This is a genomic window from Agarivorans sp. DSG3-1 (assembly GCF_046774965.1).
In the GTDB taxonomy this organism is placed as follows: Bacteria; Pseudomonadota; Gammaproteobacteria; order Enterobacterales; family Celerinatantimonadaceae; genus Agarivorans.
On record NZ_CP177241.1, the window covers coordinates 778,722 to 799,641 of the forward strand.

14 protein-coding genes are annotated in these 20,920 nt (G+C 45.0%); 7 read left to right on the forward strand and 7 right to left on the reverse strand.

Going from position 1 to position 20,920, the window contains the following annotated elements; genetic code table 11:
- Window positions 1-56 precede the first annotated feature (56 nt).
- Window positions 57-1,010, reverse strand: a complete 954-nt coding sequence (locus tag ACLD71_RS03685) for a choice-of-anchor A family protein (protein ID WP_411993044.1) — start codon at window positions 1,008-1,010, stop codon at window positions 57-59.
- A gap of 492 nt (window positions 1,011-1,502) precedes the next feature.
- On the opposite strand from ACLD71_RS03685, the gene ACLD71_RS03690 reads away from it, so the two are divergent.
- Window positions 1,503-4,907, forward strand: a complete 3,405-nt coding sequence (locus ACLD71_RS03690; RefSeq protein ID WP_411993046.1) for a DUF5060 domain-containing protein — start codon at window positions 1,503-1,505, stop codon at window positions 4,905-4,907.
- A gap of 90 nt (window positions 4,908-4,997) precedes the next feature.
- Here the strand turns inward: ACLD71_RS03690 and ACLD71_RS03695 are convergent, their stop codons facing one another.
- Window positions 4,998-5,873: a LysR substrate-binding domain-containing protein gene (locus ACLD71_RS03695; RefSeq protein WP_303511542.1), complete on the reverse strand. Its 876-nt coding sequence runs from the start codon at window positions 5,871-5,873 to the stop codon at window positions 4,998-5,000.
- A gap of 191 nt (window positions 5,874-6,064) precedes the next feature.
- On the opposite strand from ACLD71_RS03695, the gene ACLD71_RS03700 reads away from it, so the two are divergent.
- Complete coding sequence (locus tag ACLD71_RS03700) at window positions 6,065-7,195, forward strand: S-(hydroxymethyl)glutathione dehydrogenase/class III alcohol dehydrogenase (protein WP_137673324.1); 1,131 nt, start codon at window positions 6,065-6,067, stop codon at window positions 7,193-7,195.
- A 12-nt stretch (window positions 7,196-7,207) separates the two neighbouring features.
- Window positions 7,208-8,047: an S-formylglutathione hydrolase gene (gene fghA, locus ACLD71_RS03705; RefSeq protein ID WP_137673323.1), complete on the forward strand. Its 840-nt coding sequence runs from the start codon at window positions 7,208-7,210 to the stop codon at window positions 8,045-8,047.
- A gap of 62 nt (window positions 8,048-8,109) precedes the next feature.
- Here fghA and ACLD71_RS03710 read toward each other — a convergent pair whose 3' ends face one another.
- Window positions 8,110-9,225, reverse strand: a complete 1,116-nt coding sequence (locus ACLD71_RS03710) for a DNA alkylation repair protein (RefSeq protein WP_411993048.1) — start codon at window positions 9,223-9,225, stop codon at window positions 8,110-8,112.
- 297 nt (window positions 9,226-9,522) lie between these two features.
- Here ACLD71_RS03710 and ACLD71_RS03715 point away from each other — a divergent pair, with 297 nt between their 5' ends.
- Window positions 9,523-10,668 (forward strand): hypothetical protein, encoded by a 1,146-nt coding sequence (locus ACLD71_RS03715; RefSeq protein ID WP_411993050.1) that lies wholly within the window; start codon window positions 9,523-9,525, stop codon window positions 10,666-10,668.
- A 41-nt stretch (window positions 10,669-10,709) separates the two neighbouring features.
- On the opposite strand, the gene ACLD71_RS03720 is transcribed toward ACLD71_RS03715, so the two are convergent.
- Window positions 10,710-11,744: an acyltransferase gene (locus ACLD71_RS03720; protein ID WP_411993052.1), complete on the reverse strand. Its 1,035-nt coding sequence runs from the start codon at window positions 11,742-11,744 to the stop codon at window positions 10,710-10,712.
- A 100-nt stretch (window positions 11,745-11,844) separates the two neighbouring features.
- Here ACLD71_RS03720 and ACLD71_RS03725 point away from each other — a divergent pair, with 100 nt between their 5' ends.
- A complete protein-coding gene (locus tag ACLD71_RS03725) occupies window positions 11,845-13,323 on the forward strand; it encodes a diguanylate cyclase (protein WP_411993053.1) in 1,479 nt (492 codons plus the stop codon).
- A 46-nt stretch (window positions 13,324-13,369) separates the two neighbouring features.
- Here ACLD71_RS03725 and ACLD71_RS03730 read toward each other — a convergent pair whose 3' ends face one another.
- Window positions 13,370-13,897 carry a DUF4136 domain-containing protein gene (locus ACLD71_RS03730; RefSeq protein ID WP_137673318.1) on the reverse strand — a complete coding sequence of 176 codons (528 nt, stop codon included), beginning with the start codon at window positions 13,895-13,897 and terminating at the stop codon, window positions 13,370-13,372.
- 152 nt (window positions 13,898-14,049) lie between these two features.
- Between ACLD71_RS03730 and tcdA the strand changes: the two genes are divergently transcribed.
- On the forward strand, window positions 14,050-14,823 hold the full coding sequence (gene tcdA / locus ACLD71_RS03735; protein ID WP_137673317.1) for a tRNA cyclic N6-threonylcarbamoyladenosine(37) synthase TcdA: 774 nt from the start codon (window positions 14,050-14,052) through the stop codon (window positions 14,821-14,823).
- Between the two features lie 182 nt (window positions 14,824-15,005).
- Window positions 15,006-16,640 (forward strand): methyl-accepting chemotaxis protein, encoded by a 1,635-nt coding sequence (locus ACLD71_RS03740; protein WP_411993055.1) that lies wholly within the window; start codon window positions 15,006-15,008, stop codon window positions 16,638-16,640.
- A gap of 65 nt (window positions 16,641-16,705) precedes the next feature.
- Here the strand turns inward: ACLD71_RS03740 and ACLD71_RS03745 are convergent, their stop codons facing one another.
- On the reverse strand, window positions 16,706-19,777 hold the full coding sequence (locus ACLD71_RS03745; protein ID WP_137673315.1) for an efflux RND transporter permease subunit: 3,072 nt from the start codon (window positions 19,775-19,777) through the stop codon (window positions 16,706-16,708).
- An 11-nt stretch (window positions 19,778-19,788) separates the two neighbouring features.
- A complete protein-coding gene (locus ACLD71_RS03750; protein ID WP_137673314.1) occupies window positions 19,789-20,910 on the reverse strand; it encodes an efflux RND transporter periplasmic adaptor subunit in 1,122 nt (373 codons plus the stop codon).
- Between the last annotated feature and the right edge of the window lie 10 nt (window positions 20,911-20,920).

Sequence of the window (20,920 nt, forward strand, 5' to 3'; positions counted from 1 at the left end):
GAAACAAAAAAGCCTCGAGCATAAACTCGAGGCTTTTAAAACAGTTAGTGTGCTTTTTAGATGCGGGTTTTACGACGCGACAGCGCTAAAAATACCAAGCCAAAGGCGAATAGAATGGTGGTTGAACCTTCACTTACCACTGCAGGTACTTGAGGAGGTGTCCAGTCAAAACCAAAGCTGTGAAATTCGCGAGCACCGGTATAACTCTTAGCCGCTACACTACCGTCAAATACTGCTCCGCCGGTGATGTCGGCATCTAAAGCGAGTACCGAACCAACAGTGGCTAAGTTATTAAAATCAATGGAATCTGCTTCGTAAAAGTTCCAAAGAATATTGGCCGCACCAATGTTTATGCCGCCCGCTTGAACGCCAAAACCGCTAGTAAGGTTTACCCCGCCACCTACAGTTACATCGCTGCCAGATACGTTAATCACCACTGTTTCCGCAGTGCCAGCATCTAAAGACAATGAGTTGTTCTGAGCAAATACTTGACTAAAATCGAGGTCGAATACAGCCACGCTATCTGCACCGCTATATAATAGCTGGCTGCCGTTTAACACTGCATTACTGCTCAAGCTAGCGAAATAAGCTGAATCGTTACGTAACTCTGTTTCAACATCATCAAAGGCTGCTTGCATGTCAACTTGATTGCCAGCAGTCACACTTTGTACACTAGAACCACCGCCGTTAAGGTTAACATTCCACGCTAAATTGTAGCTGCCACCATAGCTTAAGCTGCCCGCATTAAGGTTAATGTTACCGGCATTTACATCGCCAACAATAGTAACGGTGTCTTTATTAGGTACTGTTGTTTCGCGCGTAGCAAAAGTAGGTGAATGCCCGGCCGCATTTAAATTACCGCCTAATAAGGTGCGCCCTTCTACTTCACCGCCTTGGTAATTGTAATCGCCAGTTAAAATGAGGTTGAAATCGCTAAGAGGGGTAGCCTGAACGAAGCCCGACATTAGCATTGACGCTACTACAATGAGATGTTTTTTACTGCTAAACATGTATTTCTTAATTCCTAATCTTACTAACACGGCGCGCAGGGTTCGCGCTAATCTGTCACTCGTCACTCACCGACCATTTCGGTGGTGAATCAAACAATACACATCACTAAGCACAAATCAGACCACTAAGTGATAGCCTTTATTTATCATACAGTTAAAAGTTAGTACATTATTATGAACACATAGAAATAATATATTTTGTAAAAAAAGTCGACAAATGCAAGACTCTAAACTAGTAAACACCAAAAACACTTCCCTTAAGTATTATCAAATTAAAAACTACATTAAAAAATCAATAAAAACAGTAAATTACTACTGGACAGATTAGTGATAAATTGCTCAAATCCTCGCTGACAAAAAAATCATAATAAATAGTCAATTTTAATACTCAACGCTAAGTACAAACGTTACAGACCAGACGACTGGCTTATCACTGAAAAAGATAAGCCTTCTTTGCACTTTGTTGAACAAACAAACACAAGGAAAAACACAGTGAAACAACATCAACATCGATTAGGAAAAGCGAGAGGCTTTATAAGCCTGCTTTGTTTAGCTTTTTCCTTCTTTGCCAATGCAAATACCAGCAACGACAGCATTGATTTAAACCGCTTACTTAATAGTTTCAGCGCGCAACCGTCTACGTTCCAAGTGGCAGCAGTAACTAGCGATGAATGTAACTTAACCTCTGAATGTAAAAGTATTTATGGCAACAGCGCTTACGATTGCGTTAATTCCCGCAGCTCTCAAAGCTATTGCATGTGTGAAGACGGCGTATGTGCCGACATACAAAGCCCTGTGCTACCGGAACCTGAACCGGACTACGGAGACGAGTGTGACACTACCGCTCAATGTAAAATCATCCACGGAAGTACTGCAAATGACTGCGTAAATTCACGCAGTGAGCAAAGTTATTGTCAGTGTGGAACCGAAGCATGCCGAGATATAAATGACGGCGGCGACAATGGTGGTGACAATGGTGGTGACAATGGTGGTGACAATGGTGGTGACAATGGCGGTGACAACGGTGGCGACAACGGCGGTGACAATAACGCACCAGAGGTCACTACCCAATATCAAGAGCTGAATGGCTTAATCATTATTGAAGCTGAGAATACCTTATCGGACTTAGGCGAATGGCAGCGTAAATCTGATGTAAGCGGCTATACCGGCAATGGATACTTAGAGTTTAACGGCAACAGCTATATATCTGGTCCGGTTAACTCTCCTTTGGTGTACAGCTTTACCGCTGCGCAAACGGGTACGTATCACTTACATATGTACGTTGCGAGAGAAACCATTGATAACCGCAGTGACGTAGCCAACGACGGTTATGTGCGATTAGATGGCAACTATCAAGCCATTGATGGCGATGGTAATGCCACTAAAGCCATTTTAAGCTCTGATACCAAATTCTATGGTGGAGCGGATAAAAAATTCGTGTGGGCTTCTGGTAAACGTTTAGATAAAAACCATGCTAAGCACAACGCTATTTATCACTTAAACGCTGGCGAAACATATACCTTTACCCTTTCTGGCCGCTCTAAGTTTTTTAAAGTAGATCGCTTTGTATTCCGCCATACCTCGGTGGGAACTGCTGAAGCACAAAATCTGAATCTGCCAGAAACCCTTGCCACAGCGACAGCAAAAACCTGTGAAATAGTGGGCGAAAATCAACAATGGCATAGAGTAGAGCTTAACTGTAAAGGTTACTTTGCTGATGAAAGTGATACAGCCACCTTCACTAACCATCGTTTTGATGTCACCTTCAGCCAAGGCAATCAGCGTGTTGTGGTACCGGGTCACTTTGCAGCCTCAGGCGATGCTGCCGACAGCGGCGCTGGTCAAGGTGATGTATGGCGCGCCTATTTTATGCCTCCGAATACGGGAGACTGGGATTACCAAGTATCTTTTCGTAAAGGCACTAACATTGCGGTAGATAACCAAGCGAACTCAGGCCAAGCAATCGCCGGTTTCGATGGAAATAAGGGAACCTTTACGGTTACTGCCTCTACTGCCGATAGCCAAGATTTGCGTAGCCAAGGTTTATTGCAGCATATAGATGGCGAACGTTATCAGCGCTTTGCCGGCAGCGGCAATGTATTTATTGAAGCAGGAATGGGTAGTCCAGAGAACATCTTTGGTTATGCTGACTTTGACAACACAGTAAAAGGCAGCGGCGGCTCGTGTAAAGGCATTTTGCACCAGTTTGCTGAGCACGAAAGTGACTGGCAAGTCGATGATCCAAGCTGGTCTGGCGCTCAACAAAAAGGCAAAGGCTTAATTGGCTTAATCAACTACCTAGGCTCGCATCAGGTAAACAGCGCTTACATTATGCTGAACACCGTAAAAGGTGATGGCTGTGATGCCCATCCTTGGTTGATTTATCAAGAAAATGGCAATAACAAACGCACCTTTGATGTGAGTAAATTAGACCAGTGGGAACGCGCCTTTTCACATATGACACAGCAAGGCATTATGCTGCATATGATGACTCAAGAAACCGAAAACGAAACATTGCTTAACAATGCCAGTTTAGGTTTAGAGCGTAAGCTGTATTACCGTGAGTTAATCTCACGCTTTGCTCACCACCCCGCAGTGCAGTGGAACCTAGGCGAAGAGCAAGATGCCACTTCAATTGCAGCGTTAAAATCTTACTCGGATTATATTCAAAATCTCGACCCCTATAATCATGGCATTACCCTGCATACTTACCCAGGCCAACACGATCGTTACGATGATATGTTAGGTCACGCAAGCTTCGGCGGTCCAACTATTCAATATGGCAGCATTCCAGAAAACGCTAGCGCAACGGCAACACGTAACTCAGTTTATGGGGAAACCATTAGCTGGTTAAACAAATCTGCGGCAGCGGGTAAACAATGGTACGTTACCTATACCGAAGCCTCGGGTAGCCATGCACCTAAACCTTATCAAGATGTAAGCTCTCGCCAGCGTGTTTACTGGATGTGGGCCAGTGTTATGTCGGGCGGTGCTGGCTTCTCTTGGTACTTAAAAAATGACGGTGGCCATGCTTACGACTTGGCGGTAGAAGATTTACGCGAATTTGATCAGTTATGGCAACAAACAGGTCACGTTCACTACTTCTTCAAAGAGGTCTTGCAAGCTCAGTTAGGTTTAAACCTACAAAACCTTGAGGTAGATAATTCAGCCACTTCAAGCAATAACAATTGGGTGTTATCTGATAAGCAAAACAACTACATCATTAACTTGCGTAAAGGTGGCAGCACTAACATTACCTTAGCCAATAACAACCTTTATCAAGTGTACTGGTACAACCCACGCAGTGGAGCTCTCAGCAAAGGCTTAAGCCTAAGCGGCGGTACTACGCTTAATATTGGCAATCCACCTAGCGAAACCAATCAAGATTGGGTCGCTCTGATCACCAATCGTGAGCTAGGTGAGAATGGCCAAGGTGGCGATAATCCTAGCCAACCTCCCGTGAGTAAAATTGTCTTAGATATAAATAGCTTTGATATCTCAACAGTGAATGGTTTTGTACCTGCTTATAAAGACATTGCTCGCAATGCTTTGGCGGTAAATGCAGGGAGTTATAAAGATAAGTACGCTGCAGCGCGCTACACCTTTAATGGTGATAACGCAGACTATAGCATCACTATCACAACGCTTACTGAAAATGACGGAGAGAGTAACTATCGTTTAGTGGTCAATGGCCAACAAGTGGGTGAATATACTAACCCTAAATCGGCAAACAACTACCAAACCAGTAAACATACTTGGAGCGATATTTCGTTAACTCAAGGTGATGTGATTCAAATTGAATTTAACTCCACCTCTAATGGCGAAGTGATTTCGAGTAACGGACAAGCAGACTACGCACGTGGTCGCTGGCGTTCACTAGAACTAAGCGCGCAATAAACTCCATTCAGTGGGCTAAGCTTACTTAGCCCACTTTTAATATACTACTCACTGGTAAACTTCTACTGCACAGGTAAGCTCATCAATCATTTATACTTCCGCGAAATACGCCTGCAGGTGAGACAGCATTAAACTGGCTTTATTAGATAAATAACGATTATGAGGATAGAGCGCCCAAATACCCTCAGGGTCTTTTTGATAAGGCAGCAATAACTCTACCAATGCCCCCGATTGCAAATGCTCTTTCACGTAACTATCGGGTAACTGCACAATGCCCAGCCCTTTCAAGCTAGCGTCTACCAAGGCGTTCCCACTATTACAGCGCAAACGGCCTCTCACTTTTAAGGTAGTACTTTTACCCTGCTCAGCAAACCGCCAATACTCGGCACTTCCCTGAAGACAATTATGCTTGGTAAGTTCATTAACACTATAGGGCGCACCATATTGCGCCAAGTATGCGGGCGATGCACACACATGTAAGCTGCGTTCGCCTAATCGTTTGGCCATCATGCTTGAATCAGGTAAATCACCCAGCCGTATCGCTAAATCAATAGCTTCATCAACTAAATCAATTTTTTGATTAGTTAGCTGTAGCGATACTTGTAACTCAGGATATTGCAGGCAAAAGTCATTCACTGCTGGCGCGATATGCTGCTCACCAAAGGTCACTGGAGCTGTCATGCTAAAGCTGCCACGAGGCACGTTTTGTAACTGGCTTAAACTTCGTTCTGCATCCTGCAAGCCCTCAATCAATGGCCTACACTGTTGGTAGAATAATTGACCACTATCGGTCACCGAGACCCGTCGAGTGGTGCGATAAAATAGCTTAATGGCCAAGCGAGTTTCCAGCTGAGAAATTTGTCGACTAACTTGGGCTGTGGAAATACCTAAGCGCTGAGCCGCCACTGTAAAGCTCTGCGTTTCAACCACTGCCACAAATTCGTTAATACCGTCCCACTGGAACATAGTGACCCACCTAAGCAAATAACACTGCAGGAAATACACTTGAGCAAGTCACAGGACTTCAATCAATGATTATTACCACACAGTAAAAGTGAATTAACAAAAAAACAGATTATCACCAAACTAGAAATAAATATAATGTTCGCATTAGATACGCCCTACCTGGCGATCACTAACACCAATGAGGAAGAGCAATGACTGCCCAAACCATTCAATCAAAAGCGGCTGTAGCATGGGCTGCAGGCCAACCATTAAAAATGGAAATTGTGGATGTTGCGCCACCTAAAGCAGGCGAAGTTCGCGTAAAAATCATCGCCTCTGGCGTATGCCACACCGACGCATTTACGCTATCGGGCGATGATCCTGAAGGGATCTTCCCCGCCATTTTAGGCCACGAAGGCGGCGGCATTGTAGAATCCATTGGCGAAGGTGTCACCAGTGTAAAAGTGGGTGATCACGTTATTCCGCTATACACCCCAGAGTGCGGCGAGTGTAAATTTTGCAAATCAGGTAAAACTAACCTGTGCCAAAAAATTCGTGAAACCCAAGGTAAGGGTTTAATGCCCGACGGCACTACGCGTTTTTCTATCAATGGCGAGCCAATTTATCACTACATGGGTTGCTCAACCTTTAGTGAATACACGGTACTGCCAGAGATTTCACTGGCTAAAATTAACCAAGAAGCCCCATTAGAAGAAGTGTGCTTATTAGGCTGTGGGGTAACGACGGGCATGGGCGCGGTAACCAACACTGCCAACGTGCAACCCGGTGATACCGTGGCGGTATTTGGCTTAGGCGGTATTGGTTTATCAGCCATTATTGGCGCTCAAATGGCCAAAGCGGGTCGCATTATTGCCATCGACATTAACGAGTCCAAGTTTGACTTAGCCCGCAAGCTAGGCGCAACTGATTGCGTAAACCCTAAAAACTTCGACAAGCCAATTCAAGAGGTGATTGTTGAGATGACTGACGGTGGTGTGGACTTCTCATTTGAGTGTGTGGGCAACGTTCACTTAATGCGTAGCGCGCTAGAATGCTGCCATAAAGGTTGGGGCGAGTCGGTGATTATTGGCGTAGCCGGTGCCGGCCAAGAAATATCAACACGACCTTTTCAGTTGGTCACCGGGCGAGTATGGAAAGGCTCTGCATTTGGCGGCGTAAAAGGCCGTTCAGAGCTTCCTGAATACGTAGAGCGCTACATGGCTGGCGAGTTTAAGCTTGATGACTTTATTACCCACACCATGGCCTTAGACAAAGTAAATGAAGCATTTGACTTAATGCATCAAGGTAAGAGCATTCGCACCGTTATTCACTTCGACAAATAGGAGTAAAACGGCATGCAAGACATTGAACTTATCAGTGAAAACAAAAGCTTTGCCGGCTGGCACAAACGCTACAGCCACCATGCTAGCAGTTTAAATGGCGTGGCTACATTTGCTATTTATTTGCCGCCACAAGCCAGTGCTAATCAGCCTGTCCCCGTGCTGTATTGGTTGTCTGGGCTCACTTGTAGCGATGAAAACTTTATGCAAAAAGCCGGCGCACAACGTCTAGCTGCAGAGTTAGGCATTGCCATTGTGGCGCCCGATACTAGTCCACGAGGCAATGATGTGGCCGATGATAGCGGCTACGACTTGGGCCAAGGGGCCGGTTTTTACCTAAACGCTAACCAAGCGCCGTGGAGTTCGCACTATCAAATGTACGACTACATTGTGAAGGAGTTACCAGCACTGATTGAGTCGCGCTTTCCGGTGAGCAACAAAAGGGCGATTTCAGGCCACTCAATGGGGGGACATGGCGCCTTAACAATCGCTTTGCGTAATCCGCAACGCTATAGCTCGGTATCAGCCTTTAGCCCCATTTGTAATCCCAGCGCAGTACCTTGGGGACAAAAAGCCTTTACGGCATATTTGGGTCAAGACCGACAACATTGGGAGCAATACGACGCCAGTTTGCTAATGCGTAAGGCTAGCCAGTATGTACCGGCCTTAATTGACCAAGGAGAAGCAGATCAGTTTTTGTTTGAGCAACTAAAACCTGAGGCCTTAATCGCCGCCGCGAAGCAAAGCAATTACCCGCTGAAGGTAAACATGCATCCGGGTTATGACCATAGCTACTTCTTCATTGCGAGTTTTATTGAGTCACACTTAGCCTTTCACGCTCAGCACTTACTATAACGAGCACTTGAAATACAGCCAAAAAAGCCAAGCTATGCTTGGCTTTTTTATTTGTTGCGGTTTTAGTCCTGCGTTAATTCAAAGCCCAAACGCGCAATCTCTTGGCCATTGATGTGCAAGGCTACAAAGTGTTCACCGGGATAATATTTGCGGGTAGAGATCGCTTTAAACGAGTGTTGTTTTTCAATCGCAAACATTTCATCTTTGTTTAAGCTAAGGTTCTTTAACTTAAATACCTTGGCGGCGGTTTTCCTATTTGCTTTAACAAAATGCACCGCAAAATCTAACACAAACTTTTGCTTGGCTTGCTTAGCCCGAATCGCCAAGGCAAAAGTGAGTGAATCCCCCATTTTTACTTGTGGCTTAAGTAACGCAAATTCTTCCAACTCAATCTGTGGCTTAGCGGTGTAACCCAACAGAGGGAAACTTAAAGGGTGTCCTTGTTTCACCAAGCTACGAGTAGCATGTTTTATCACCCATTCCACTTCTTCACTGGCCTTGCTTTGCCAACGTTGGCAAAGCGCTAACACCTGCTCGGGGTGATCTTTGCTGATGTCATTTAAGTTATTCGCCACCGAGCGCCGCACGTATAAACTATCATCTGCTTTAAGCTTATCCAGCAAAGCAAGAATAGGAGTGGGATCGCCAATCAACCCTTTTAATTGCGCCCCCCAAGGTAGCCGCGGGCGGCACCCTTCGCTGGCTAAACGCCTGATGTGCTCATCTTCATCTTCACACCAAGCATGTAACTGCGACCACGTTAACTCTGGATACTTTTCAATAAACGGACGAATAGCGAACTCAGCACTAAACAAAGGAGTTAATAGGGCTAATACAGGCAAGGCGCGTTGAGGATCATTTATCCCTGCAACGGCAACATAATCAGTCACTGGCCAAATAGCAAATCCACGCAAGCTATCATCCGGGTCACCGCGATCCCAATGCTTTGGCAGTTCAGACAATATCTTTGCTGTCTCACTAAAGTCAGCCGGTAAGGTTTGCAGTAATACCTCAATAATTTGAGTCACCCGCTGCTTTAGCTCTAAGGCTTCAAGACCATCTAGCGCCAAAGACATAAAGCGCTCACGAGCAAACTGGGGATAAACTGCAGTTATCCCTTTTGAAATACGCTGTAATGCAGGCTCAGCTAAGCCATTTTTCATGAGCATTTGTTCCATCAAACTTCCTCAGTAATCGCTACTGCCACCACACTATTGACATTAATCACAATTAAATGATGTGTAGCTATTAACAAACGATAGAAACCAATATATTGAATAAAAAGTAATTAATCATCTCAATATACAAAACTGCTCAATCAAGAGGCTATAAATGGAATTATTGCGCCCGTCCAACTTACTCATCCCAGTGTGTTTATCACTAACCCTCGTCGCTTGTGGGGGGGAGGCTCAGCAAGCTCTAACAATTCACAAACTAGTGAACCCGCACCAGAACTACCTACTGTAAACGGAGTGATGAAATCAAAAGCAGCTAGCGGCTTTATCTATCCAACGAATACCCTAAGTATGTATGACAGCAAAATATGCAGAAATTACGATCGTTATTATGAAACTGATAAGGTAATGGTTTTTGGGGGAAGTAATACTTCTACTGAACTATTTGAGCGCTTCGCCAGCTGGACTGAATTTGGATTAACAGATTTACAACAACGAATGGGAACAGATTTACTGGCGCTACAACAACGCTATCCGTTTAGCTTGGAAACATATCTTGTTGCGACTACATTTTTCCAAGAGCATGCCAGTACTTTTGAAGGAAAACAGTTATATCTACAAATCACCGGGGAAGAGCTAACAACAGACTACGACGATCTTATTGACGAGACTTTGCAGAAAAAATACCTTTACCAGAAGGTCCGTCATTTAGACAAATCTCAAATGGCTAATTTGATAACAATGGTAAAAGAGCAACTAGATCCAAGCTCGTTATCGGATTCCTTTGGGCAGTCTCTCCCTGAAAAACCTATTGTGTGCCTAAATAACGGATTCAATAACACGAATTATTGGGCCACTGGTAACCTGGTTGGCTATACAGCCAGAACTGATGATGACAGACCGACTTCGGCTTATATTGTCACGCATGAGCTGATGCATACCGTGCAGCACCAATATGTGACTTACTTAAGCCAAGTAGATCGCTGGTTTTTAGAAGGCAGTGCCGAGCACGCAATGGGGCACATACCCGATCCCACCACGCATAACAATCGCTATCCTTTAGACGATAAGTGGGAAAGCACTTTAGGCTCAATCGCTTATAGCCACTACGGTATCGCAGTAGGTTACTTAGAAGCCACATCTCCGGGATTTATAATTAATGTGCTTAAGTACATTGCTGACAATGGCGTGTACCACGTGGTTACCCATAAACAAAATTCTGAATATAACTATGATGTTCTCAATCAACCCAACCCCGACTTTAGAGAAGCATTTAATGCTTACGCCAAGCGCCCTGATGGAAGTGCGTTAACTTACTCAGATTTTGAAAGTGAATACCATGAGCTAATTGATCAATGGATAGCTTTACAGCCGCAAGTAGAATCTCGCTCAATCAATACCACAAGCAACCGTTTTTCTTATGATTCTTTTGACTTAAAGCGTTAATACCTTTAGCTAATCGCCTACTTAAATAGGCGATTAGCACTTTAAGGCACCAACCAGCGGGTTAACGATGAACGCGTTAGCAACCAGCTAACGACAAACGCTAAAGATAAAGCCACCACAGTAATTACCAACAAGGCAATGCTTGAGTGGCCGAACCATTGGTAAATCCCATAATCTGGATTTCGCACTGGAATCAGAAAAAGTGGATGGACTAAATAGATACCGAAACTGTATTTTGAAATGGTTCTAATCAACGGTCTAAAACCGTCGGGCACTCGTTCAGCATAAGCTTTAATCAATACAAACAAACTCATAGCGATTACCGCTGTATTCAAGCTTTTGTAACCCATAAATACACTGCTGTATTCACCTTGCTGCCAAATGAAAAAGGCGCTACCGAATACGTTAAACGCTAGAGTTGCCGCGCCAGTGGCAAGCCAAAACTTCAAATGGGCTTGTTGGTCGTTGTTAAACAGGTACCAGCCCATAATCAGGTAACCGGTATACAAAATGATATTTTGGCGTAGCGGCGTTTCTACTTTTAGCCAGTGCATTAAGGTCAGCAATAACCAAGCGGCTAGCAGCAACATAATCCGCTGCTTATCCATTTTATATAGCAAAGGAGCGAGGAGCGGAATCACAAAATACAGAGGGATAAAATCGTAGAAAAACCAGAGGTGATACCAAGTATGTTCATTCGGCGCATTTTCTAATAGCGTTGCCGTTGCCTCCCAAGACCAAGCACTTTCTTGGTAACCACCAACAAAGGCGTAAATCACTGTCCAGGCTAAAAAGGGAAGTAATACTTTGGCTAAACGACGCGGCAAATAGTGAGCAACATTAAAGGGCCGCCGATCCGACATTAACAAAGCACCACTAATCATAATAAAAATAGGTACCGCCCATCGGCTAATTGCGTTGAGGGAAATAGCCGGCAGCCATTCATGCCACGCTAAGTCTGGGACCATGTCTCGATAAGGGCCGAGCACATGAATTCCCACCACGGCAATAGCAGCAATAAAGCGCAAACATTCAATGTAAAACAAGGACGGACGAACAGCTTGGTCGTTAGCCATAAAAACATTAACCTTTTTATTATTAATGGTTAGAGCCAGCCTAAGCGAGTTGCCTAAGGCTAACGTTAACCTTACACTAAAACATTGAATAAAGGCCATAATGCAAGGAGAGCAAGTGCCTATTAACCGTTCATGGAAGGACAAACGTAAGTTATTACTGCTGTTACCACTTATGTTGCTATGCGCATTTTGCTTTACTTCTTGGCTTAGTTATCAAGTGGCGTATAACTCTTTAAAAGAGCAAATCGAAACCACCCATTTACCCCTTACCAGTGATACGGTTTACTCCGAAATTCAACAAGATTTGTTGCGACCAATTTTTATTTCATCACTAATGGCTCAAGATACATTTTTACGAGACTGGGCCTTAGAAGCCGATCCGGATGCTGCGCCAATTATTCGTTACTTAAGTACTATTCAACAACGCTATCAAACTGTGACTAGCTTCTTTGTATCGGCCAGTAGTAGCCGCTATTACCACCCTGATGGTGTGATAAAAAGCCTGTCCATTGATGACCCTGATGACGCTTGGTTTTACCGCGTTAGCCAACTTCCTCCCTCGCAAGACTATGAAATAAATATAGATTACGACACTGCCGATACAAGCCGTACTACTGTGTTTGTAAACTACAAAGTCTATGACTTTAATGAAAAACTGATTGGTGTTACCGGTGTTGGGCTAAGCGTAGACTCGGTGAAGAAACTGATTGGCCACTATCAAAAAAACTACCAGCGTAGTGTTTATTTTATTGACCCCTTAGGCAACCTCACCTTGAGCGATTCTGGCTTTACTGGGCCTCGTAATATAAAACAGCGCGCAGGCTTAGCCGAGCAAGCTACCTTGATATTAAGTGCCACAGAAGGCCGATACAGCTTTAACGAAAATGGTTCGCAGATTTATCTCAATGCGCGCTACATTCCTGAGTTTAATTGGTACCTTATTGTTGAGCAGCAAGACCTACCTGCTACTGCTCAGTTGCGGCAAACTCTTTGGATTAATCTGTTTATTAGCCTAGTGGTCACCCTGTGTAGTTTAATTGTCGCTAACTTCACTGTGGGCCGATACCAGCGCCATTTAGAAACGCTGGCCTCTACCGATAAACTCACTGGAATGTCTAATCGACAAAGCTTTGAAGGACATTTAGAGCAAGTAATTGATATTCAACACCGAGCCAATAGCCCCTGCTCGATTATTATTTTCGATATTGACCACTTTAAAACAGTGAATGATAACTACGGCCATAATGTTGGCGATATTGCACTAAAACAAATGTCCGAATTAACCCAAAAGCATATTCGTCAATCCGATGTAATCTGCCGCTGGGGCGGCGAAGAGTTTATTGTATTGCTACCAAACTGTGATGCCTTAGCTGCTTTAGAGGTGGCAGAGAAGATCCGCCTAGCGGTTAATCACAACGAACTAAACATTAACGGCCATCTCATCACCATGACCATTAGCTGTGGTATTGCGCAGATTAAAACCCATGAAGTGCTGGCAAGTTTACTGATAGACCGTGCCGACAAGGCGATGTACCAAGCCAAGCAAAATGGCAGAAATAGAAGTGTTATTGCAGAATAGCTAAGCACTTAGACCCGCTGCATCAATATGCAGCGGGTAATACTCATTATTTAGCTTTAGGCGGGTAGTTTTCTAACATTAAAGCTACTTGCTCATTAATGAACTTAGCACGGCTTTCTGGGCCCATGGTTTCACGTAATTGGCTTTGTGAAATAGAGCGCCATACCAAGGCTTTGGTTTCAGGATCTAAAAACTCCACCACCAACTTACCGTATTTACGTTCCTTATAACGATCTGGCGAACTCACGCCAATCGCCCCGTGTTTGCGGCCAACACCTACCGAAAACGAACCGCCATAAGATTCCAACTCAGTAGCAGTATCTATTCGATAATCCACTAACAAATCGGCCTGTTCAAGCTCTACCACCTGCAAGCCTTTGGCTTTCAGTTGGCTATCCAGTTCACGCTCAATGCGCTGGCCGTCAATGCTGGCTACGGCATCTTCTGGCATCGGTGCAAAGGCAAAATCTTTGTATTGGCTAAAGTCTTGATCTATGTTGTAGTCAACAGCAGGTTTTATGGTGCATGCTGCCGCAGTAAAAGATAAACAAGCAATAATAAACAAGCGATACATGGTTTACTCCAAGCGCTAATCGCGCAAACTTCGTTAAATTAAATCTAACATAAGTCGCCAATTTTACCCTACCCGTTATTTACATGACTAATACTTAACCGCAGCTCAGCGCTTTGTTATAATCGCCGCCGTTAAAATATTGGTGGTTTATCATGTCTCAATTCGAACAACGCTTTGGCGGTATTGCCCGCCTTTATGGCCAAACAGCCCTTGCTACATTTCAGCAAGCTCACGTATGTGTCATTGGCATAGGTGGTGTGGGTTCTTGGGCGGCAGAAGCGCTAGCCAGAAGTGGAATAGGTAAAATCACCCTGATCGACCTCGATGATATTTGCACCACCAATACTAATCGGCAGATCCACGCAACCACTGGCACAATAGGTCAATCTAAAACCGAAGTAATGCGCGACCGAATTCTGCAAATTAATCCTGACTGCGACTGTCGTGAGATTGAAGATTTTGTCACTAAAGACAATTTGGCTGAATACATCACCAAAGATTTTGATTACGTGATCGATGCCATCGATAGTGTAAAAGCCAAATCAGCCTTAATTGCTTTTTGTAAACGTAACAAGATCAAACTGGTTACGGTAGGTGGTGCTGGCGGGCAAATAGACCCCACTCAAATCCAAATCAGCGATTTAGCCAAAACCATCCAAGATCCATTGGCCGCTAAAGTACGTAACGAACTGCGCCGTTTTTACAATTTTAGCAAAAACCCTAAGCGCAAATTTGGCGTAGATTGTGTCTACTCTACCGAGCAACTTATATACCCCAGTAGTGACGGTGAAACCTGTATGGCAAAACCTGATTCAGGTGGCAGTATGCGCATGGACTGTAGTGGCGGTTTTGGGGCAGTAACCCACGTTACCGCAAGTTTTGCTTTTGCCGCCGTATCTCGGGTATTAAAGAAACTAGCAGCCTAAATAACCATCGAAACAAACCCTTTAAATATCAAATAAATAGAAACTTTTAATTGATTATTTATTCGCTCTCCCTACAATCCATTTTAGGCATAACAACAGTGGAAAATACTATTACCCAAAGGTTTATATAGTGTTTTAGGGATGCTGTTCTATGCTTAAAACATCAGCAAAGGAGAGCTAAGATGTCTTGGGATAAATCCAGCCTACGCTTCAAAATATTATCAGTACTTATCGCATCACTAGTGTTATTAATGGCCGTGGCCATATACACCGCACTTCATTTAAAAGAAACCGCCAACAATTTTGACAAACTCACCCACAATGAAGTTCATCTTGAAGAGGTTGCTCTGCTTTCCCACATTGCATTTAAAACCCAAATCCAAGAATGGAAAAACGTCCTGCTACGTGGCCACGATGCCGAGCAAAACAAAAAATATTGGGGGCGTTTTCAAGAGAAGCAGCAACAAGTTCAGCAGCAAGTCACCAAGCTTGTGAGTGAACTTGAAGAAGCCAACTATCCGGAATTAGCGCGCACAGCCAAAGACTTTCTAGCATCACACAAAATACTGGGTTCAGCTTATGCCAAAGGGAAAGCTGAATATGAAGCGGCAGGCTTCGACTTTAAAGTGGGTGATAAAGCCGTAAAAGGCATGGATAGAGCGCCTTCAAAGTCGATGGCCGAATTAAGCGATAAACTGAAAGCGGTTACCGCCGAGCTAGTTGAAAAAAACACAATACAAGCGCACAAAGTCAGCTCCATAACGTTTTTGATTATCGGTATTAGTAGCTTATTAGTTATATGTATTAGTTTCATCTTTATGGAACGTGAATGTATCAAGCCAATTAACTCCTTGGTGGACGATATTGATTTACTCTCCGACGGAAAACTCAATGTCACCATTCATTTAGAACGCGGAGATGAGCTAGGTAAACTGGCAAATGCCACTCGAAAACTACAACAGTTTTTGCTGTTAACGGTGTCAGATTTAACCCAGTCAGGGGAGCAGCTGCATAACTCCTCAAGCATGTTAAGCACCATGTCTGAAGACCTTGCCAAAGGCACCCACCAACAGCGAGAAAGCTCAGACTTAGTGGCCACTGCTATTCAAGAGATGTCCCACTCAGCTGACGAAGTGTCGCAAACTGCAGCCAATACCGCAGATACTACCCACAATACTGACCTTACGGCGCACAACGGCGCTCAAGCCATGAAGGAAGTGATTACCAGCATTAACAGCCAAGTAGCCGATATTAGTCATGCTGGGCAGGTTGTAAAAGATTTGGCAGCTGACTCCAACAATGTTGGAGCCGTGCTTGACGTCATTAAGGGCATTGCCGAACAAACTAACTTGCTGGCATTAAACGCAGCCATTGAAGCCGCTCGTGCTGGCGAACAAGGCCGAGGTTTTGCAGTGGTAGCCGATGAGGTAAGAACTTTGGCGCAAAAAACACAGCAAAGCACCAGTGAGATTCAAAACATTCTCGAAAAAATCCAAGGTGGCGCCAATAACGCAGTAACGGCTATGGAGCAAAGCCAAAGCCGTACCGACGAAGTGGTCACGCAGGTAGAAGCTGCCGAAAGCCTGCTCTCAGAAATTGTGACTTCAATTGGCAGCATCAATGAGATGAACCTGCACATTGCCTCTGCCGCTAAAGAGCAAACAACCGTCGCCGGTGAAATAGCCAGCTTAATAGAGCGCATCGCCGATGTAGCCGCGCAAAACTCACAACAAGTTGATGAGTCGAATCAAATCAGTGATCAACTCAATCAGCTAGCCGACGACTTCACCAGTCAGCTGAAACGCTTCGTTTACTAAGTAATAGGCAGAAACAAAAGCCCAGCAATTAGCTGGGCTTTTTTAGGATTTATTCATCACCAAGATTAATCGGCGACGGTTTCACCTTGTAAGTGTTCAACACTTGGCACCGCTTTATGATTAGCGCCTAAGTATGAATAAATTACCGGTAATACAAACAGCGTAAACACTGTGCCAATCGACAGGCCTGCACAAATTACCATACCAATATCGAAACGCGCTGCCGCACCCGGACCAACTGCCAATAACAGAGGAATAAGGCCAGCAACCATTGAGATAGTGGTCATCAAAATCGCTCGTAAGCGAATACGTGCCGCATGACGAATAGCGGTAATTTTATCTTCGCCTTTCAGGATCTGGCGCTCTTTAGCCACTTCACACATCAAGATACCGTGTTTGGTAATCAAACCCACTAGGGTGATCATACCAATCTGGGTATAGATATTGAGAGACGCTAAGCCCCAGCCCATCATTAGCAAGGCACCACAAATTGCTAGTGGCACCGACACCATAATCACCAGTGGGTCACGTATGCTTTCAAACTGCGCGGCCAATACCAAGAAGATAATCGCTAAGGCTAAACCAAAGGTGGCATAAAGCGCCGAGCCTTCTTGCACAAACTGACGAGACTCGCCTTTGTACTCGAAGCCATAACCTTTAGGCAGTATCTCCGTTGATTTCTGCTCCAAGAATTTCAAGGCATCACCCATGGTTTGACCAGGCATTAATGCACCGTTTAAAGTGACCGAGTTAGTTTGGTTCATCTGCAATAGTGAATCTGGCTGGCCAGTTAAATCCCACTCAATTAAGTTAACCAATGGTACTGGACTGCCATCCACAGTTTTCACGTAAAACTGACCAATAGCCTCTGGGCTTAGGCGATCTTCACGCTTCACCTGAGGGATCACCTCATAAGAGCGACCATCGTAGTTAATATGGTTAATGTAACCGTCACCCATTAAGGTCCCCAAGGTGCTAGCAATATCGGCCATTTTCACCCCATAAGCACCTGCCTTATCGCGGTTAACTTTAATATCGAGGGTCGCCGTTTGGAACTTAGTATCTAAATCGGTAAATACGAAGTAACCACTTTGCATGGCCGCTTGTTGAAGTTCTTGCGCCAAGCTCACCAAAGTACGGTAATCACCGGTGCCTTGCAGCACAAACTGCACAGGGAAACCGCCACTTGCACCCGGTAAAACCGGCAGCGGGAATGACGCGACTGATACACCAGCTATGTCGGCGGTTTCAGCTTGAATCGCTTTAACCAAGGTATCTTGATCCATGGTGCGTTGATCCCACACCGTGGTATTCAAAAACCCTAAACCTTGTGTAGCACTTGGGATCCCGGCCAGAGTAAATGAACCAGCAATATCATCTAAAGCCAAACCTCTACGGCCTACTTCAGTGGTGTATTGGTCCATGTAATCGATGTTTGCGCCGGCAGGGCCGTTCGCCATAATCATCGCCGCACCTTTATCTTCTGCAGGTGCTAATTCGGTGGGGATAATTTGCAGTAATGGGTATAAAGACCCCATAACAATAATCGCAAATACCACCACTACTGGGCGACGATTAAGCAGCGCACCCACCATTTTGTCGTAACCACTGTCTAAGCGGTCTAAGAAGTTATGAACACCTACTTCAAAACGGCCAGGGTTAGGATTGTGTTTAAGCAATACCGAACACATTACCGGCGACAAAGTTAGTGCAACAAAGCCCGATACCACTACCGCGCCCGCTAAGGTAAGCGCAAACTCAGCAAACAGCACCCCAGTTAAACCTTCCACCATAGCAATCGGTGAGTATACTGCCGCTAAAGTAATGGTCATCGAGATCACCGGCAAGGCGATTTCACGCGTTCCAACAATCGCAGCATCAAAGGGGTTCATGCCTTGGCGAATATGCCGGTCAACGTTTTCCACCACCACAATAGCGTCGTCCACCACCAGTCCAATGGCTAATACCATGGCTAACAGCGTCAGTAAGTTAAGCGAGAACCCTAAGGCTTGCATAGCTAAACACACACCCACCAACGACAGCGGAATCGCAATTACCGGTATCAGCACCGCCCGCAAGTTACCCATAAACAAGAAGATAACCACCACCACAATAATGGTCGCTTCTACAATGGTGGTGAGTACTTCATTAATCGACGATTCAATATATTCGGTCGAATCGTAGAGCACCTTCATACCTAAGCTGTCTGGCAGATTGGCTTCAATATCTGGCAACATCGCAGTCACTAACTGCGCAACCGTTAGCGGGTTTGCCGTAGGCGTTGGATCAATCGCTACTACTACCGCTGTTTTGGCATCAGCTTTAGCACGCACCGTTTCGCGGGCAGAACCCAGCTCAACTTCAGCGACGTCGTTTAAGCGCACAATACCGTTATCGCTACGAGCAACAATTAGCTGTTCAAACTCAGCCCGCGTTTTTAAATCGGTATCCGCTTCTACGTTATACAAGAAGAAACGACTTTTGGCTTGGCCCGGCGCAGAGCGAAAGTTGTTGTTTTGCAAAGCACTAACCACTTCAGCAGCGGTCAATTTATGGTTAGCTAATTTAACCGGATCTAACCACACTCGCATCGACAGCTGCGGACCATAAACGTTTGCTTTAGCCACACCGGTAATGGTCACCATTTGCGGCTGCACATTACGGTTTACGTAATCTACAATTTGCGGAGCTTTAAGTTCATCACTGCTAAAGGCGATGTACATAATTGAGGTACTAGAACCGGTTGAACGCGAAATGTTCGGGTCCAAGGCTTCGCTAGGCAAACGGGCACGCACCGCGTTCACCTTGGCCATCACCTCAGACAAAGCGGCATCTGGGTCAGCACCAGTTTTCATATAAGCAGTAATGGTACTGCTACCCATCGACGAGTTAGACTCTAAGAAATCTAAGTTATCGGCCTCGGCTATCGACTGCTGCAAAGGCTGGGTGATAAAACCTTGAATCACCTCTGCGGGTGCACCGTAATAAGCGGTACTAACGGTAATCACCGTATTGGTAAGCTCTGGGTACTCGCGAATTTGAAGCTTAAAGATTGATTGAACACCAACAATTAACAGCAACAAACTCAAAGACAGAGATAAGATGGGTCGCCGAATAAAGGCATCGGTAAATTTCATGACCTAAGCTCCTAGTCTTTTGGCAGATTTTGATCGCGGTTCAAGAAGCTATCTTCAACAATGCGCACCAAAGCCCCATTGCGTAAGCGTACCTGACCAGAAACCACAACTTGCTCGTCTGCTGCTACTCCTTTCTTGATGATAGCTACATCGCCACGGCGCTCGCCCACTTGAATAGTACGCTGCGTTGCAGTCAAGGTTTCGCTGCCATCTTCGGCAGTTTGGCTTTCGACAACGTATAAAGACTCACCGTACAATGAGAAGGAAATAGCCTGCTGAGGAACCACAATCTGATTGGCTTGAACTGGCTGCCAAATGCGCACGCTGGCATACATGCCTGAGCGTAATTGCCCCTCGGTATTAGGAATAGTAGCTTGCACCTGAACCACACCACTTTGTGGATCAACGGTCGGTTCAATGGTTGTGACTTGACCTTTAAACCACTGATCTGGGTAAGCATCAGAGTTAAGCTCAATCTCGGTGCCTAAGGTAATCAATGAGATATCTTTTTGCGGCACAATAAAGCGCAGCAACATATGGTCTAGGTTTTCTAGACGCGCCATATCATCACCCGCTTGCACATATTGGCCGAGGTTGATTTGGCGAATCCCCATTACACCGCTAAAGGGCGCACGAATTTCACGACGTTCAATGGTGGCTTTTAAGGCCGCAATATCATTTACCAAGGCTAAGTAATTAGCTTCTGAGTCATCAAATTGGGTTTGCGATACCGAACCACGCTCAAGTAGCGATTTATTTCGCTCCATTTGGCGTTTAACCGCAGGTAGTTTGGCGGTGGCGCTGGCTAAATTGGCTTTTTCTACATCAGCTTCTAAGCTCACCAACAATTCACCCGCTCGCACTGTGTCACCCGATGAGAAATGAATTTTTGTCACCAAACCGGCTACCGAACTGGTGATGTTCACCCCTTGATAAGGTTCAATGAAACCAATTGACTCAATCGCTGGCTGCCAATCTTGTGAACTGGCCAAGGCCACCTCTACAGGCATTTCAGGCACCGGACGATTAGCCATAAACTGGGCAATCATTTTCTGCTTAAACAAGTAAAAACCAAACACACTACCAAACAGAATCACTGTAAGGACTAGCATGATTGCCATCCATTTTTTCATTTCCCAACTC